Here is a 16,361-nt window from a genome sequence, read left to right on the forward strand (position 1 = left end):
CATGAAGATGTCGGGTCTGCTCAGCCGTCGCTCCAACGAACTCGCCGGTGTCGTGGGCACCGTCCGCCAGGTCAAGGCGGGTTCGCCGGTTCCCAGGAGGCTCGGCGGCAAGGACGTCGCCGTGCTCGATCTCAACCGTGCGCCCGCCGACACCGCCCGCGCCCTGGTCGAGGCAGGGGTGGCGGCCGTGGTCCACGTGCCCCGGCAGGGGGAGGGGATGCTCCCCCGGGCGGCGTTCAGGATCCTCGCCGCGTCGACGGTCCCCGTCATCGAGGACGCCGACCTCTCCGAGGTCGCCGACGGCACCCGGGTGCGGATCGCAGACGGCGTCGTCTACTCGGTCAGGAACGAGGAGGAGATCACCGGAGGCCGCGAGGTCGACCCGGCGACGTTGCTCGCCGAGGTGGACACCGCCGAGAGCGGGTACGTCGAGTCGGCGCTGGCGCACCTGGCCAACGCCACCGAGTTCCTCAGCCTCGAGCACCCCCTGCTGCTGGACGGCGAGGGCCTGCCGTCGATCGATGTGGACTTCACCGACCGTCACGTCGTGGTGGTGACCGGTGACGAGGCCTCGCGCGAACAGCTGGCCGAGCTCAAGCCGTTCATCCGGGAGTACCGCCCGATCCTGGTGGGCGTGGACGGGGGCGCGGAGTTCCTGCGCACCGCCCGGTTGACGGCCGACGTCGTCGTCGCGACCCCCACCGACCTGTCCGACGAGGTCCTCACCGACGGGGCCGTCCTCGTGGTGCCCGCCGACCGTGACGGTCGCGCGGAGGGGCTGCAGAAGATCACGGAGCTCGGCCTCGGCGCCACCACCTTCCCCGCAGCGGCAACGGCGCGGGACATGGCGTTGCTGCTGGCCTTCCACGGGGGCGCCGAGATGATCGTGGTGACCGGCGACGACAGGGGACTGGAGAACGTCTTCCGCGACTCGTCCGCCCCGTCGTCGACGATGGTCGACACGACGGTCTCCTCCCGCCTGGTCCACGCCGACGCCTGCGCCACCCTGTACCGGTCGCGTGGCGCGGGGATCGGACTCGCTCTGGTCGTGCTCGCGGCCCTCATCGCGGTCGCCGCGGTCGTGGTGGCGCGGGATGCCGCCCAGGATCTGCTCATCTGGGCCGTCGAGACCTGGAACTCCTTCGCGCTCTGGGTCCAGGGGCTCTTCCGTTGATCTCGCTGCGTCGCCACGTCATCACGCTGGTCGCCGTCTTCCTCGCCCTCGGTGTGGGGGTCGTCCTGGGATCGACGTCCGTCGCGACGTCGATCCGGGACGCGGTGGTCGAGCGCGAGGAGACGACGGCGACGCGGCTCGAGGCGGCGCAGGATGACTTGGCCACCCGGCGGCTCGCGGCCGACAGGCTCGATTCGCTCGCGGGAGATCTGACCCCGGCCGTCGTGGACGGACTGCTCGACGGCCGGCCGGTCCTCACGATCGTGGCGCCCGGGGCCTCCGACGAGGACGTCACCGCGGCGCGTGCGGTCATCGGTGCCGCCGGTGGGATCGACGCCGGGCGCGTCACCCTGACGGACAAGGCGGTCGACCCGGAATCCGACGCCGAACTCCAGGCACTCGTCGCGAACCTCCCCATCGGAACGGCGCCGGCCGCCGACGCGGACCTGGGTACCCAGTTGGGCACGGCTCTCGGCCGGGCCGCGCTGCTGCGGGCGGAGGACGCGAAGCCGCATCTCGAAGACGGCGAGCGGGACACCGTGCTCACGACCCTCGCCGACGCGGAGGTCATCCGCTTCGAGCCGGGGACCCTCCGCCCGGGACAACTCGCACTGATCGTGACCGGGCCGCAGGAGCAGGAGTCGACCGCGGTCCGCGTCGCTGCGCTCGCGCGCACGCTCGACACCGAGGGCGCCGGCGCGGTGGTCTCGGTCGGACCCGGCGACTCCGACGGGCGCGACGCAGTGGGCGTCCTGCGCTCGTCGGGCGAGGAGGACGTCTCGACCGTCGACGGCGCCGGGACGGACGCCGGGCGTCTCGCGATCGTGTTGGCGCTGGCGGAGCAGCTCGCCCGGGGGCAGGGTCACTACGGGGTCGGAGCGGACGCGACCGCCGCGGCGCCGTCGCTCCCCCCGGCGGCGGAGCGGTGATAGCCTGAAGCCCCGTGGGGTGCACCGGAGCCGCACCAGCATTCATCCATTCCGGCGTATGGACACGGGAGTCCCCTTGGCACTGAACCGAACCGCATCGCGGTCCGAGACCAAGCACATCTTCGTCACCGGCGGCGTGGCGTCGTCGCTGGGCAAGGGGCTCACGGCCTCGAGCCTCGGTCAATTGCTGACCGCCCGCGGTCTTCGCGTGACCATGCAGAAGCTGGACCCGTACATCAACGTGGACCCCGGCACGATGAACCCCTTCCAGCACGGCGAGGTGTTCGTCACGGAGGACGGCGCCGAGGCCGATCTGGATCTCGGCCACTACGAGCGGTTCCTCGACCGCGACCTGGACGCCAAGGCCAACGTGACCACCGGGCAGGTGTACTCGGCGGTGATCGCCAAGGAGCGCCGCGGCGAGTACCTCGGCGACACCGTGCAGGTGATCCCGCACATCACCGACGCCATCAAGGACCGCATCATCGCGATGGGCGACCCCGATGACCAGGGGCGCCGCCCCGACGTGGTCATCACCGAGGTCGGTGGGACCGTCGGTGACATCGAGTCCCAGCCCTTCCTCGAGGCGTGCCGGCAGGTCCGTCACGAGGTGGGCCGCGAGAACATCTTCTTCCTGCACGTGTCGCTGGTCCCGTACCTCGCGCCGTCGGGGGAGCTCAAGACCAAGCCCACGCAGCACTCGGTGGCCGCGCTGCGCTCGATCGGCATCGTTCCCGACGGGTTGATCCTGCGCTCGGACCGGGACGTCACCGACGGGCTCAAGGCCAAGATCGCGCTGATGTGCGACGTGGACCTCGAGGGCGTCGTGTCCACCCCGGATGCCCCGAGCATCTACGACATCCCCAAGGTGCTGTTCAACGAGCACCTCGACACGCACGTCATCCGGCGGCTCAACCTGCCGTTCCGGGACGTCGACTGGACCGTGTGGGGCGACCTGCTCCAGCGCGTCCACGAGCCGCGCGAGGAGGTCGAGATCGCCCTCGTGGGCAAGTACATCGACCTGCCCGACGCGTACCTCTCGGTCACCGAGGCGCTGCGCGCCGGCGGCTTCGCGCACCACGCCCGCGTCAACATCCGGTGGGTGGAGTCCGACGCCTGCACCACCGAGGCCGGCGCGCGTGAGGCGCTCCGTGGTGTGGACGGCATGCTCATCCCCGGCGGGTTCGGTATCCGGGGGATCGAGGGCAAGCTCGGCGCCATCTCGTGGTCCCGCAAGAACCGCATCCCGCTGCTCGGACTGTGCCTCGGTCTCCAGTGCTCGGTGATCGAGGCGGCCCGCTCGGTCGGCCTCGAGGGCGCCTCCTCCACCGAGTTCGACCCCGATGCCGAGCATCCGGTCATCTCGACCATGGCCGATCAGGTGGACGCGGTCGCCGGCAACGCGGACCTCGGCGGGACCATGCGCCTGGGCTCCTACCCGGCAACGCTCACCAAGGGCTCGGTCGTGGCGGAGGCGTACGGGTCCACCGAGATCACCGAACGTCATCGCCACCGCTACGAGGTCAACAACGCCTACCGCGACAAGATTGCCGAGTCCGGCCTGCAGTTCTCCGGTACCTCTCCGGACGGCCACCTGGTCGAGTTCGTCGAGTACCCGCGCGAGCAGCACCCGTTCTTCGTGGCCACCCAGGCGCATCCCGAGTACAAGTCGCGTCCGACCCGGCCCCACCCGTTGTTCGTGGCGTTCATCAAGGCCGCGCTGGACTACGAGAACGAGATGCGGCTGCCCGTCGAGCCGTGGCGTTCCGGTCAGGGCGCGGACACCGGCGCCGAGACGGTGGACGCACCGGACGCCAAGACGTCCACCGTCCGTGTCGACGAGGTCGATCCCGGGACGGCCTCCGACGCCCGCACGGACGGGAACTGACCGGCGGTGGCCACCCGCGGTGCCCCCGGGTCGCACGATTACCGCACCGTCGCGAGCCGCGAGATCTTCGACGGCCGCGTCGTGCGGTTGCGTGTGGACACCCTGACCATGCCGGGCGGGGGCACCGCCGACCGCGAGATCTGCGGTCATGACGACGCCGTGGCCGTGATCGCCCTGGACGACGACGACCACATCACCCTCGTCCGGCAGTACCGTCATGCCGTGGGGGAGCGGCTCTGGGAGCTGCCCGCGGGGCTGTGTGATGTCGAGGGCGAGGAGCCCCTGGGCACCGCGCGTCGTGAGCTCGTCGAGGAGACCGGCCTCGAGGCCGAGCACTGGCGCCCGGTGATCGAGATGGTCCCGTCCCCGGGGTTCTGCACGGAGCGCGTCCACGTGTACCTGGCCACCGGACTCCGGGAGGTCGAGCGCCCGGAGGCGGAGCACGAGGAGGCGGACATGGAGGTCGCGCGGATGCCCTTCGCCGACGCCGTCGACGCTGTGCTGGACGGCCGGATCGTCAACGGTATCGCCGTGGCCGGCATCCTCGCGGCCCGCACGGTGATCGACCGGTCCTGACGGGATCGGACCCCCGGTGACCTCGGAGGGCGGCGCCACCGTGCAGATCCGCGGGTATCTGGACCACCTCGCCGTCGAGAAGGGGGCCTCCCCGCACACCCTCGCCGCCTACCGTCGGGACCTGGACAAGTACCACCGCCACCTCGCGGCCGCGGGTGTCGACGACCTGACGTCCGTGACCGAGGCGCACGTGGAGGAGTTCCGCACCCGGTTGGCCACCGCCGACCCGGACGAGGGCAGGAAGGCCCTGGCCCCCAGCTCGATCGCGCGGACCATGGCGGCGGTCCGCGGTCTCCACCGGTTCGCCACCCGTGACGGGGTGACGGCCCTCGACGCGGCCGCCGCCGTCACCCCACCGCGACCGCCGCGGCGACTGCCCAAGGCGCTCCCGGTCGACCGGATGATCGCCCTCATCGAGGCCGCCGGCGACACGGGGGTGGACACCGACCCCGCCCGCCTGCGCGACAGGGCGATGCTCGAGCTGCTCTACGCCTCCGGGGCCCGGGCGGCCGAACTGGTGGGACTGGACGTCGACGACCTCGACGGGCTCGACGACCCGGACGGTGGGGCGGTGATCCTCCGGGGCAAGGGCGGCAAGGAGCGGGTCGTCCCGGTCGGCAGGCCGGCATGCGAGGCCGTGGGGGCGTATCTGGTGCGCGCCCGGCCGGCGCTCGCGACCGGCGGGAGCCCCGCCCTGTTCCTCAACGCCCGCGGAGGGCGCATCACCCGGCAGACCCTGTGGAACGTGGTGGCGGTCGCCGCGCGGCGCGCCGGGGTGCAGCAGGACGTCTCACCGCACTCGTTCCGCCACTCATTCGCGACCCATCTCCTGGACGGCGGGGCGGACATCCGGGTGGTCCAGGAGCTGCTGGGGCACGCCTCGGTCACCACCACGCAGGTGTACACCCTCGTCACCGTCGACACTCTCCGCGAGGTCTGGGCCGAGTGTCACCCCCGGGCACGGTAACGTGACCGTGGGTACGGCCCGGCGCGCTCGATTCGGCACGCTCGAGACGGCACGGGTGAGACGGCGATGAGAGGAGACGCGGGTGGCGCTGGACACTGGGGCGATGGATCCCGCGCTGTTCTCCCGCGCCGAGCTGCTGGGCGCCGACGACCCGGCGGCGGGTGAGGGCTTCTCGGCGATTCCCGAACCGCAGCCGCTGACCTCGCACGGCCCCGCCGCCGTGCTGTCGATGTGCAACCAGAAGGGTGGGGTCGGCAAGACCACCAGCACGATCAACCTCGCCGCGGCGCTCGCCGAGTACGGACGCAGGGTGCTCGTGGTGGATCTCGACCCCCAGGGCGCGCTGTCGGCGGGCCTGGGAATCCCGCACCACCAGCTGGATCTCACCGTCTACAACCTCCTCGTGGACAACTCCGTGTCGACGGAGGAGGTCCTCGTCCGGACCCGGGTGGAGGGCGTGGACCTCATCCCCGCCAACATCGACCTGTCCGCCGCGGAGATCCAGCTCGTCAACGAGGTCGGGCGTGAACAGGCGCTGGGCCGCGCGTTGTATCCGGTGTTGGACCGCTACGATTTCGTCCTCATCGACTGCCAGCCGTCGCTGGGCCTGCTCACCGTCAACGCGCTCGCGTGCTCGGACGGCGTGCTCATCCCCATGGAGTGCGAGTATTTCTCGCTCCGCGGGCTGGCTCTGCTGACCGATACGATCGACAAGGTCCGCGACCGCATCAACCCGCGCCTGCACCTCACGGGCATCCTCATCACGATGTTCGACCGGCGGACGGTCCACGCACGGGACGTGCTCAGCAGGGTCGTCGAGGTGTTCGGCGACAAGGTGTTCGACACCCTCGTCACCCGCACCGTCCGGTTCCCGGAGACCACTGTCGCCGGCGAGCCGATCACCACGTGGGCCCCGAAGTCCGCGGGCGCGCAGGCCTACCGTGCCCTCGCGCGCGAGGTCATCCAGCGCGGCAGGTGACCGGGCGGTGACCGGCGTCGGGCCCCCGTCGGGGGAGGACCCGGCCGGGGCGGCGACGGAGGTCGCGGATCCGCGGGCGTTCACCGTCCACCTCACCAACTTCACCGGCCCATTCGACCTGCTGTTGGGTCTCATCGACTCCAAACGCCTCGACGTCACCGAGGTCGCGCTCCACGCCGTCACCGACGAGTTCATCGCCCACACCCGCCGGCTGGGGGCCGAGGCCGGACTGGAGGAGGTCACCGAGTTCCTCGTCGTCGCCGCGACGCTGCTGGACCTGAAGACGGCCCGGCTCGTGCCCTCCGGAGAGGTCCAGGACCCCGAGGACCTGGCCCTGCTGCAGGCCCGGGACATGCTCTTCGCGCGCCTGCTGCAGTTCCGGGCGTTCCGTCAGGTCGCCGAGCTGTTCGCCGAGCTAGAACGCTCCGCCCGGCACGCGTACCCGAGGACCGCCGGACCGGACGACGAGTTCCTGGGCCTGCTCCCGGAGGTGGAGCTCGGAGTGGACCCCGACCAGTTCGCCACCATCGCAGCGGTCGCGTTCCGGCCCCGGCCGGTGGACGAGGTGGGGGTGGGGCACATCCACGCCCCGGTCGTCTCGGTCCCCGAGCAGGCCGACCGGGTCCTCGAGCTGTTGAGGTTCCACGGCGAGGGTCGGTGGGTGGACTTCCGTGAACTGGTCGCGGGGTGCGACGACTCCCTCGTCGTCGTCGCCAGGTTCCTCGCCCTGTTGGAGTTGTACCGGGCGCGCGCGGTCGCGCTCGCCCAGGACGAGGCGCTGGGGGACCTGTTGGTGAGCTGGACGGGCGGAGACGCCGACGAGGTGACGAAGGGACGGGACGAATGGACGTGAGCGACGTGACGGAGCCCCGGGACCCCGAGCCGGAGGGACCGATGGGGGACGACGACGAGCGCGGTGGGCCGGAGTCGGACGGGCCGCCTCTGCGGGCCAGACTCGAGGCCCTGGTGCTGGTGGTGGACCAGCCGACACCGGAGGGCCTGCTGGCAGCGGCCGCCGGGGCGACGGTCGCCGAGGTCGACGCGGAGTTGCGGGCGTGGCGGGACGAGCTCACCGCAGCGGGGAGCGGGATGGACCTGCGGCGCACCGGGGACGGGTGGCGTCTCTACACCCGTCGTGAGCTCGCGCCGTACGTCGAGCGACTCCTCACGGACGGCACGAGGTCCACCCTGACCCGGGCCGCACTGGAGACGCTGGCGGTGATCGCCTACCGGCAGCCGGTCACCCGGTCGCGCATCGCGGCGGTTCGCGGGGTCAACGTCGACGGAGTGATGAGGACGCTCGTGGCACGCGGTCTGGCCGTGGAATGCGGCACAGATGCGGACACCGGGGGCATCCTGTATAGGACCACGGAGTTATTTCTGGAAAGATTGGGACTCACGTCGCTCGACGAGCTGCCGGACATCGCCCCGCTGCTACCGGATGTCGACCTGGTCGACGAGATGAGCGACGACCCCGCGGACGATCCGCGGATCCCACTGGGGCGGCGTCGAACCGCGGCGCCCGACCCCACACCCCGAGACGACGAAGAGATGTGACGTTTTCATGACTGAATCCGCTGGCCGAGACGGCGCACCGGTCCGCCTACAGAAGATCCTGGCCCAGGCCGGGGTCGCCTCCCGCCGCGCCTCCGAGGAGCTCATCGCCCGCGGACGGGTCGAGGTCGACGGCAAGAAGGTGCGCGAGATGGGCATCAAGGTCGACCCCGCGACCGCCGTCATCCGCGTGGACGGCACCCGCATCGTCCTGGACGACACCCTGGTCTACCTCGCGCTGAACAAGCCCCGGGGTTACCACACCACCATGTCCGACGAGAAGGGCCGGCCGTGCGTCGGCGACCTCGTCGCGGACCGCGTGGACGCCGGGCAGCGACTGTTCCACGTCGGGCGTCTCGACGCCGAGACCGAGGGTTTGCTCCTGGTGACCAACGACGGCGAGCTGGCGCACCGTCTCATGCACCCGTCCTACGAGGTGTCCAAGACCTACATGGCGACCGTCACCGGCGTCGTGGGCAAGGGCGTCAACAAGCAGCTGCGCGCCGGGGTGACCCTGGAGGACGGACCAGCCAAGGTCGACCAGTTCTCGATCCTCGACGTCCACGACGGGCGCTCGCTGGTCAAGGTCGTGCTCCACGAGGGGCGCAAGCACATCGTGCGGCGACTGCTCGCCGAGGTGGGGCACCCGGTCGAGGCGCTCGTCCGGACCCGCTTCGGGGCCGTCGCGCTCGGCGACCAGCGTGCCGGTACCTTCCGCAAGCTGGGCCGCAAAGAGGTCTCCGATCTGTACGAGGCGGTCGGCCTGTGAGCGCCCCGACCGCGCGTCGACGCATCGCGATCGACGGCCCGGCCGGCACCGGGAAGTCCACCCTGGCCCGCACGTTGGCCCGACGGATCGGCGGCGCCTATCTCGACACCGGCGCGATGTACCGGGTGGCAACCCTGCAGGTTCTGCGCGCCGGGATCGACCCGGAGGACGCCACCGCGGTGATCGCCGCGACCGCCGACCTCCCGCTGGAGATCGGCACCGACGCCGGCACCGAGCGCGTCCTGCTGGCCGGTGAGGACGTCAGCGACGAGATCCGCACCGCCCGCGTCACGGCCGAGGTCTCGGCGGTCTCCGCCGTACCCGAGGTCCGCGAGAACCTGGTCCTCCTGCAGCGGCGGCTGGCCTCCAGCGGGGGCACCGTCGTCCTCGAGGGTCGCGACATCGGCACCGTGGTGCTGCCGGACGCCGAGGTGAAGGTCTATCTCACCGCCAGCCCGGAGGTACGCGCCCGGCGCCGCACCGACCAGGACCTCGCCGCCGGCCGCGAGGCCGACTACGACGAGGTGCTGGCCGCCGTCATCGAACGCGACCGCAAGGACTCCACTCGCGCCGCGAGCCCGCTGCGGCCCGCCGACGACGCCGTCGTCATCGACACCTCAGACCTCACCCTCGACGAGGTGCTCGACCGCCTGGTCGCGCTCGCCGAGGGAATCCACGCGTCGCACGGCGCCACCGCAGAAGGGAACGCACTGTGACCACCAACGAGGAGACCCCCGACTTCGACCTGCCCGCCGGTCCCGGTGAGGAGACCATCGAGGACGGCTGGAACGACGACACCGACTGGGAGGCGGTCGCCGCGGAGTTCGCCGACGAGATCGGGGCGGTCACCGAGGGCGTGGAGATCCTGCCCACCGTCGCGATCGTCGGGCGCCCCAACGTCGGGAAGTCCACCCTGGTGAACCGCATCATCGGTCGCCGCGAGGCCGTGGTCGAGGACGTCCCCGGCGTCACCCGTGACCGGGTCTCCTACGAGGCGTTGTGGAACGGCCGCACCTTCATGGTGCAGGACACCGGTGGCTGGGAGCAGGACGCCAAGGGCATGCACCGCTCCATCGCCCAGCAGGCCGAGATCGCCATGGGCACCGCCGACCTCATCGTGCTGGTGTGCGACGGCACGGTGGGTATCACCGCCGCCGATGCGACGGTCGCCAAGAGCCTGCGGCGGTCCTCGACGCCGGTCATCCTCGCCGTCAACAAGGTCGACAGCGAGAAGGCCGAACTCGAGGCGGCCGAGTTCTGGTCACTCGGCCTCGACGAGCCCCACGCCATCTCCGCCGCCCACGGGCGGGGCACGGCGGACCTGCTCGACGAGATCCTCAGGCAACTGCCGTCCAAGGCGAGGATGCGTGAGGCCACCAACGTGCCGCGCCGTGTCGCGCTGGTCGGCAAGCCCAACGTCGGTAAGTCGAGTCTGCTCAACAAGCTCACCGGCGAGGAGCGCTCGGTGGTCGACAACGTCGCCGGCACCACCGTCGACCCCGTCGACTCACTCGTGGAGCTCGGCGGACGCACCTGGCGGTTCGTCGACACCGCCGGCCTGCGCCGCAAGGTCAACCAGGCCTACGGTCACGAGTACTACGCCTCACTTCGCACCCGCGGAGCGATCGAGGCGGCCGAGGTGGTCGTCCTCCTGCTCGACGCCTCCGAGCCCATCACGGAGCAGGACCTCCGGGTGATCTCGATGGTCGCCGACGCCGGCCGTGCGCTGGTGATCGCGTTCAACAAGTGGGACCTGGTCGACGAGGACCGACGGTACGACCTCGACAAGGAGATCGACCGCGAACTGTCCCGCGTGCTGAGCTGGGCCCACCGGGTCAACATCTCGGCCAGGACCGGGCGCGCCCTGGCCAAGCTCGTGCCCGCGATGGAGACCGCACTCGACTCGTGGGACAAGCGGATCCCCACCGGGCCCCTCAACACGTGGATGAGCGAGGTCGTCGCCGCGACTCCGCCGCCCATGCGAGGCGGGCGCCTGCCGCGGATCAGGTTCTGCACCCAGGCCACCACCCGGCCGCCGACGTTCGTGTTCTTCTCCACGGGGTTCCTCGAGGCCGGTTACCGCCGGTTCCTCGAGCGTCGTCTCCGCGAGACCTTCGGCTTCGACGGCTCCCCGGTCAGGGTGAACGTCCGGGTCAAGGAGCGCCGCCAACGCCAGTGACCTGCCGATTGGAGTCAGACGGAACCGGTGCGCTAGTCTGATCCAGTCGCCGCGCGAGCCGCGGTGGCGGACGGGCTGTGGCGCAGCTTGGTAGCGCACTTGACTGGGGGTCAAGGGGTCGCAGGTTCAAATCCTGTCAGCCCGACACAGATCAGGGCCGGTTTCCCGAGAGGGGGACCGGCCCTGAGTCCATTTCCGCGGTTCACTTCGGTTCAAGCGGCGGGTCACGTCCGCAGAATCCGGGGTGCGTTAGCCTGGCCTGGTCACGAAACGGCGACCCGGGTCGACCGTCAGTCTTCGATCCAGGAGTGAGCGCGCGGTGGGAGAGCTACTCGTCATAGCGGGGCTGTTGGTCGCGGTGATCGCGGTCGTCGGGATCATCGTCAAGGCACGGGGCGGCACGAAGCCCGAGGCGGCCGGACCCCGCCTCGACCCGCTCGCCGCCGACCGGCCGGTCCACGGCTTCGGCCCGCGAGAGCTCGGCCCCGGTGCGATCGTCTCCTACGGCGGCATCGACTATGTGGTCCGCGGCTCGATCACCCTTCGCCAGGGCCCGTATGTCTGGTGGGAGCATCTCCTGGAGGGCGGCGACGGAGCGCAGTGGTTGGGCGTCGAGGAGGACGAGGGAACCCTCGAGCTCACCTGGTGGAACACCCGCAAGGGACTCGGCGTCAGCCCCGGATCCGAGGTGATCGTCGACGATCGGGTCCATCGGCTCGAGGAGTCGGGTGAGGCGGAGTACTCGTGCGAGGGAACCACCGGTCTGCCCGAGCGCGGCCGGATGCGGTACCAGGACATGCGTACCGGGGACGGCAGCTCGCTGCTGTCCTTCGAGGACTGGGACGGGGCCGGCTGGGAGGTCTCCTCCGGACGCCCGATGTCCCGGGGTGAGCTGACCGTCTACCCGGCGCCCCCCGTCGCCGGCGACCCGGACTACAGACGGTGACCGTCCACGACCTCGCCACGGAACCGAGTGATGTGGCGTCCGCGGCACTGGGTTACCGGGTCGGCGTGACGCCCGAGCGGAACGCCCTCGTCTCCACCGTTCTCGAGCACCCCGCACTCGACATCGCTCTACGCCTGTCCATCCTCGGGGCATCACACGCGGTGACGCTGATTATCGACGGACGCGACGCGATGACCGAGGAGGTGTCCTGCCGCGCCACGGCCGACGGCGGGGCGCCTCTGCCGGCCGAGGAGTCCTTTCCCGGTTCGTGGGGTGTCCACCATCTGCGCGGGACCACCGAGACCCTCGCCGCCGCCGACTTCGGGGCGGTCGTGGAGCGACTGACCGCGCTCGCGGCAGCCGATCCGACCGTGCTCGCGGGACGGTTCCCGGGCTCTGAGGGGGCGCTCACGGTGGTGGCTCCGACGCCGGACGACACGGGCTGGTCGTGGGACACCTGGCATCTCTACCCGGCTGGAGACGACTCCGGGGAGAGCGGTGGCGACGTCGTCGCCACCACGTCCCGGTTGCACGTCGCCGGGGTGCACGTCGCCGGGCTGGCCGGCGCCGGGGTGGACGTTGCAGAGGGGGTGGCCTCGTGAAGCCCTACCGCGGGTTGATCATCGCGCTCGTCGCCGGACTGTGCGCGGTCCTGCTGGGCCTCGTCCTGGTGGGGTCCGGCACGAACGCCGTGCGCTACGTCCGCGAGAACTACACCCCGGTGGCAGGCGCGTCCCAGACCTACGAGTGCCGGGGCGACCGGGACTCCACGGCGAGGGACATCAGCAACCACGAGCGGCCGGACGCCGACCAGCTGAACGAGGACACCCGGTACCTGAGGTACGGGGACGACATGATCGTCGTCGGCCGCTCCGGCGATCTCGCCTGTCGCGTCCAGCTCGACGAGAACTCGCGCACGCTCCGTTCCGGAGGCTTCATCTTCCTCGGCGGGGCCTTCGGCCCGGGCAGCCCGGCGCGGTCCGCCGGGGGCAGCTCCGGCGGGGTCGGCGTGAAGTGACCCACGAGACGCCCACAGACCACCCGAACCCCGAGGAGACACGGTGACAATCGCCGCCGGAACCGCCGACCACGTACCCGAACTCCTGGACGGGATCGGGGTGTCGCTGGCGTACTTCGGCGTCGGCGCCCTGGTCCTCGCGCTGGGTTTCGTCATGCTCGACCTGCTGACGCCGGGCAGCCTGCGCCACCACGTGTTCGTCGACCACCGTCCCAACGCCGCGGCGCTGTTCGTGTCCTCGGCGTTCTCCCTCGCGATCATCGTCGTCACCGTGATGACCAACGCCTCGGACTCCCTCGTGTTGGGCCTGATCGACGTCGCCGTCTACGGCCTGCTCGGCGTGATCTTCCAGGCCGTCACGCTGGTGATCCTCGAACTGCTGGTCCCCGGCAGGTTCCGTGACCTCGTCGGCGCGCCGCGGTTCAGCACCGCCGCACTCGCCGTGGCGGCCACACTCCTCGCCGTCTCCGCCGTGAACGCGGCCGCCATTGCCTGACGAGGTCGGCACGGCGGTTCCCGTGCCGACGGAGGTGGACCCCGCCGGAGAATCCCCGCCGCGCGCCGGCCGCTGGTGGCGTCCGGTCGTGCTGGCCTCCGTCGCCGCGTGCGCCGCCTGCGGGCTCATCTACGAGCTCGCCCTCCTCACGCTCGCGACAACGGTCCAGGGCGGAGGGATCGTCGCCACGAGTCTCGTGGTGGCCGGGTACGTCGCGGCCCTCGGCCTCGGCGCATTGCTGGCCAAGCCGTTCGTCGACCGCCCGGCGTCGAGCTTCATCGCCGTCGAGGCGACGCTGGGGCTCGTCGGTGGGGCGTCGGCCACGGCGCTCTATGTGACCTTCACGACCCTGGGGTCGGACTCGGCGTCGTTGGTGACGCTGGTGGTGGCCACCGCCGCGATCGGCGTGCTGGTGGGCGCAGAGGTGCCACTGCTCATGTCCCTGCTGCAGACCGGCCGCCGGACCGGGTCGGCCGAGGCCGGCCGGGTACTGGCCGATCTCAACGCCGCCGACTACCTGGGGGCGCTCGTCGGGGGACTGCTGTGGCCGTTCCTGCTCCTGCCGTCGTTCGGGATGCAGCAGGCCGCCGCCATCACGGGGGTGGTCAACGTGGCCGCCGCGGCCGTGCTGCTCGCGCTCGCGTTGCGGGGTCTGCTGACCCGGACACAGACCGCCGTAGCGGCGTTGTCGCTCGCGCTGGTCGCGGCTCTGCTGGGCACGCTGCTCGTCACGCTCGACGACGTCACCGAGTGGTCGCGGTCCAAGCTGTACCCGGACCCGGTGCTCTCCCACACCCAGTCCGCCTACCAGGAGATCGTCGTCACCAGAGCGAGGTACAACGGCCGCACCGACCGCCGTCTGTACCTCGACGGGACGCTCCAGTACTCGAGTCTCGACGAGTACCGGTACACCGAGGCGCTGGTCCAGCCCGCGATGGCCGAGCGGCCCGCCGACGTGTTGGTACTCGGCGGCGGCGACGGTCTGGCGGCCCGAGACCTCCTGGCCGTGCCGGGCGTTCGGCGAGTGGTCCAGGTGGAGCTCGACCCGGCGGTGCTGGAGATCGCCCGCACCGAGCTGCGCGCGGACAACCGGGGTTCCCTCGACGACCCGCGCGTCGAGGTGGTGGTCGACGACGCCTTCGCGTGGCTGCGCCGGGGCGGCGACGGCGCGGTGCCGCCGGGCGGCTTCGGGGCGGTGCTCGTGGATCTGCCGGACCCGCGCAACGCCGCGCTGTCCCGCCTGTATTCCGAGGAGTTCTACGGCCTCGTGCGCGGGGTCACCGGCGATGACGGTCTCATGGTCGTCCAATCGGGGAGCCCGTTCTCCACACCGCGGCAGTTCTGGCGGACGGTGTCGACAGTGGATTCCGCGGGATGGGGCACGACCCCGTATCACGTTCACGTCCCGACGTTCGGGGACTGGGGTTTCGTCCTGGCCTCGGCAGACGGTGACGTCCCGGATCTCCGACTGCGGCCCGACGTCACCGGCCTGCGATACCTCGACCAGGGGACCCTCGAGGCAGCCGGCCGGTTCGGTCGCGACGTGACCCCGATGCGACTCGAGCCCTCCACGCTCGACCGGCCCCGGATCCTCGATGACGCCCGACGTGGCTATGAACGCTGACCGGTGCGGAGCCGGCCTGCCACCCGCGGGGGAACACGGGGCCGGGGCCTACCGTTGTAACCGATAGGTATCCCGTGAGAAGAGCCGCGCGCCGGACGCGCGGGCGAGGAGGGGCATGGCCGACGAGCGCACGCCACAGACGGCACGGGACCGGATCGTGTCCGATATCGACCGCATGTGCCGGGGGGAGGGGCAGGCCCCGGTGGCGGAGTTGTCCGACCGGGCGGCTCTGCTCGTCGCCTGCGGGCTGATCGAACCCCGCATCGGCGACGTCGTCCTGTCCCGGATGCACCGCAATCTGCCGTTCCCGACGGTGAACGGATTCCACCAGGTCCGGATCATCGAGGAGCAGCGCCACGACCTGAGGCGGATCCTCGGCACCCCGGTGCCCTCCATGTTGCGCATGGCGCTGCGGACCCGACTCGCAGATCTCGACCGGAAGTACCTCGTCCTGCGGACCGGGTTCACCCGGGGTTCCGGCGTCTGGGCTTTCCGGGTCAAGGACATCCGCGCCGACCGGCGGCGCGGTGTGCACCTTGACACCGATGACCGTGGCCGGTTGTTCGACGCCCTGGCATCGACGCCGACCATGGCCCCCGTCCCGCTCGTGCCCCGGACCCTCGCGGAGCTCGGGACGGTCGCAGCGGCCAGAGGGCAGCGGGAGATGGGCCGGGTGGTGTTGCCACCACGGGTGCAGTCGGTGGTGCAGTCCCTTCCCTCGCTCCCGCACATCCGCGCGGACCGGCGTCGGATTCCCGAGATGTACACGGCCACCCTCATGGAGGTCGGTGGTCTGTACGACCGTCTGTACCGCGCGTACTCGCGGGGCGGACGGTCGGTGGAGGAGATCCGGCTGCAGTTCGACGCCGAATCCGAGGTGGTCGGCCTCGCCGGGGATCTGTGCCGACTGCGCGAGGCCGCGGCCACGGCCGGGGTGCCGCCGGCGAGCGACGGTTTCACCACTCTGACCGGTATGGGCGTCTCCATCGACGAGGTGTGGGCGGAGGTCGTCGACAGGGCGGTCGCGTTCCGGGAGCTCGTCGAGTCGGTGGAGTCGCGGGCCGAGGCCGCGGTGGCGGAGGCGGACCGTCTCGCCGGCATCGCCCGTGACAACGGTGTGGCGTCGCCCTCGACCCCCTACCGTCCCTCCCCGGCGGATGTGGCGGCCGAGCATCTGGCGGCGCGCGCGGGTGACCGGATGCTCTCGACGGAGGCCATGCGGAGGTTGCGCGGCCAGATCGACCCCGACCGCTAGACGCCGC

General features: G+C 71.3%; 17 protein-coding genes and 1 tRNA gene. All 18 read left to right on the forward strand.

Going from position 1 to position 16,361, the window contains the following annotated elements; genetic code table 11:
• The first annotated feature begins 1 nt into the window (after window position 1).
• Complete coding sequence (steA, locus tag L8M95_RS00425; protein ID WP_260487397.1) at window positions 2–1,174, forward strand: putative cytokinetic ring protein SteA; 1,173 nt, start codon at window positions 2–4, stop codon at window positions 1,172–1,174.
• The gene (locus L8M95_RS00430; protein ID WP_260487398.1) at window positions 1,171–2,103 is read left to right on the forward strand and encodes a copper transporter; all 933 of its coding nucleotides are present in this window, start codon (window positions 1,171–1,173) and stop codon (window positions 2,101–2,103) included. Before steA ends, L8M95_RS00430 begins: the two co-directional genes overlap by 4 nt.
• A 58-nt stretch (window positions 2,104–2,161) precedes the next feature.
• Entirely contained in the window at window positions 2,162–3,991 is a 1,830-nt protein-coding gene (locus L8M95_RS00435) for a CTP synthase (protein WP_260487399.1), read from the forward strand.
• Window positions 3,992–3,997: 6 nt separating this feature from the next.
• Window positions 3,998–4,567, forward strand: a complete 570-nt coding sequence (locus tag L8M95_RS00440; protein WP_260487400.1) for an NUDIX hydrolase — start codon at window positions 3,998–4,000, stop codon at window positions 4,565–4,567.
• A gap of 16 nt (window positions 4,568–4,583) precedes the next feature.
• Window positions 4,584–5,534: a tyrosine recombinase gene (locus L8M95_RS00445; protein WP_260487401.1), complete on the forward strand. Its 951-nt coding sequence runs from the start codon at window positions 4,584–4,586 to the stop codon at window positions 5,532–5,534.
• 103 nt (window positions 5,535–5,637) lie between these two features.
• Entirely contained in the window at window positions 5,638–6,513 is an 876-nt protein-coding gene (locus L8M95_RS00450; RefSeq protein WP_260489108.1) for a ParA family protein, read from the forward strand.
• A gap of 7 nt (window positions 6,514–6,520) precedes the next feature.
• Window positions 6,521–7,366 (forward strand): ScpA family protein, encoded by an 846-nt coding sequence (locus tag L8M95_RS00455; protein WP_260487402.1) that lies wholly within the window; start codon window positions 6,521–6,523, stop codon window positions 7,364–7,366.
• Window positions 7,357–8,070, forward strand: coding sequence for an SMC-Scp complex subunit ScpB (gene scpB / locus L8M95_RS00460; protein WP_396119180.1), 714 nt, complete (start codon window positions 7,357–7,359; stop codon window positions 8,068–8,070). The genes L8M95_RS00455 and scpB overlap by 10 nt, the downstream gene beginning before the upstream one ends.
• 7 nt (window positions 8,071–8,077) lie before the next feature.
• On the forward strand, window positions 8,078–8,836 hold the full coding sequence (locus L8M95_RS00465; protein WP_260487403.1) for a pseudouridine synthase: 759 nt from the start codon (window positions 8,078–8,080) through the stop codon (window positions 8,834–8,836).
• Window positions 8,833–9,552: a (d)CMP kinase gene (cmk, locus tag L8M95_RS00470; RefSeq protein ID WP_260487404.1), complete on the forward strand. Its 720-nt coding sequence runs from the start codon at window positions 8,833–8,835 to the stop codon at window positions 9,550–9,552. Before L8M95_RS00465 ends, cmk begins: the two co-directional genes overlap by 4 nt.
• Entirely contained in the window at window positions 9,549–11,015 is a 1,467-nt protein-coding gene (der, locus tag L8M95_RS00475) for a ribosome biogenesis GTPase Der (protein WP_260487405.1), read from the forward strand. Before cmk ends, der begins: the two co-directional genes overlap by 4 nt.
• 71 nt (window positions 11,016–11,086) lie before the next feature.
• Window positions 11,087–11,160: transfer RNA gene (locus tag L8M95_RS00480), tRNA-Pro, on the forward strand.
• 174 nt (window positions 11,161–11,334) lie between these two features.
• Window positions 11,335–11,961 carry a DUF4178 domain-containing protein gene (locus L8M95_RS00485; protein WP_260487406.1) on the forward strand — a complete coding sequence of 209 codons (627 nt, stop codon included), beginning with the start codon at window positions 11,335–11,337 and terminating at the stop codon, window positions 11,959–11,961.
• The gene (locus L8M95_RS00490; RefSeq protein WP_260487407.1) at window positions 11,958–12,563 is read left to right on the forward strand and encodes a DUF2617 family protein; all 606 of its coding nucleotides are present in this window, start codon (window positions 11,958–11,960) and stop codon (window positions 12,561–12,563) included. The genes L8M95_RS00485 and L8M95_RS00490 overlap by 4 nt, the downstream gene beginning before the upstream one ends.
• On the forward strand, window positions 12,560–12,979 hold the full coding sequence (locus L8M95_RS00495; RefSeq protein WP_260487408.1) for a DUF4247 domain-containing protein: 420 nt from the start codon (window positions 12,560–12,562) through the stop codon (window positions 12,977–12,979). The genes L8M95_RS00490 and L8M95_RS00495 overlap by 4 nt, the downstream gene beginning before the upstream one ends.
• Before the next feature lie 43 nt (window positions 12,980–13,022).
• Window positions 13,023–13,475 (forward strand): DUF350 domain-containing protein, encoded by a 453-nt coding sequence (locus L8M95_RS00500; RefSeq protein ID WP_067715773.1) that lies wholly within the window; start codon window positions 13,023–13,025, stop codon window positions 13,473–13,475.
• 22 nt (window positions 13,476–13,497) lie between these two features.
• Window positions 13,498–15,099 (forward strand): polyamine aminopropyltransferase, encoded by a 1,602-nt coding sequence (locus L8M95_RS00505; RefSeq protein WP_396119184.1) that lies wholly within the window; start codon window positions 13,498–13,500, stop codon window positions 15,097–15,099.
• A 115-nt stretch (window positions 15,100–15,214) separates the two neighbouring features.
• On the forward strand, window positions 15,215–16,354 hold the full coding sequence (locus L8M95_RS00510) for a hypothetical protein (protein WP_260487409.1): 1,140 nt from the start codon (window positions 15,215–15,217) through the stop codon (window positions 16,352–16,354).
• Window positions 16,355–16,361: the final 7 nt, after the last annotated feature.

The organism is Dietzia sp. B32 (assembly GCF_024732245.1).
Classification (GTDB): Bacteria; Actinomycetota; Actinomycetes; order Mycobacteriales; family Mycobacteriaceae; genus Dietzia.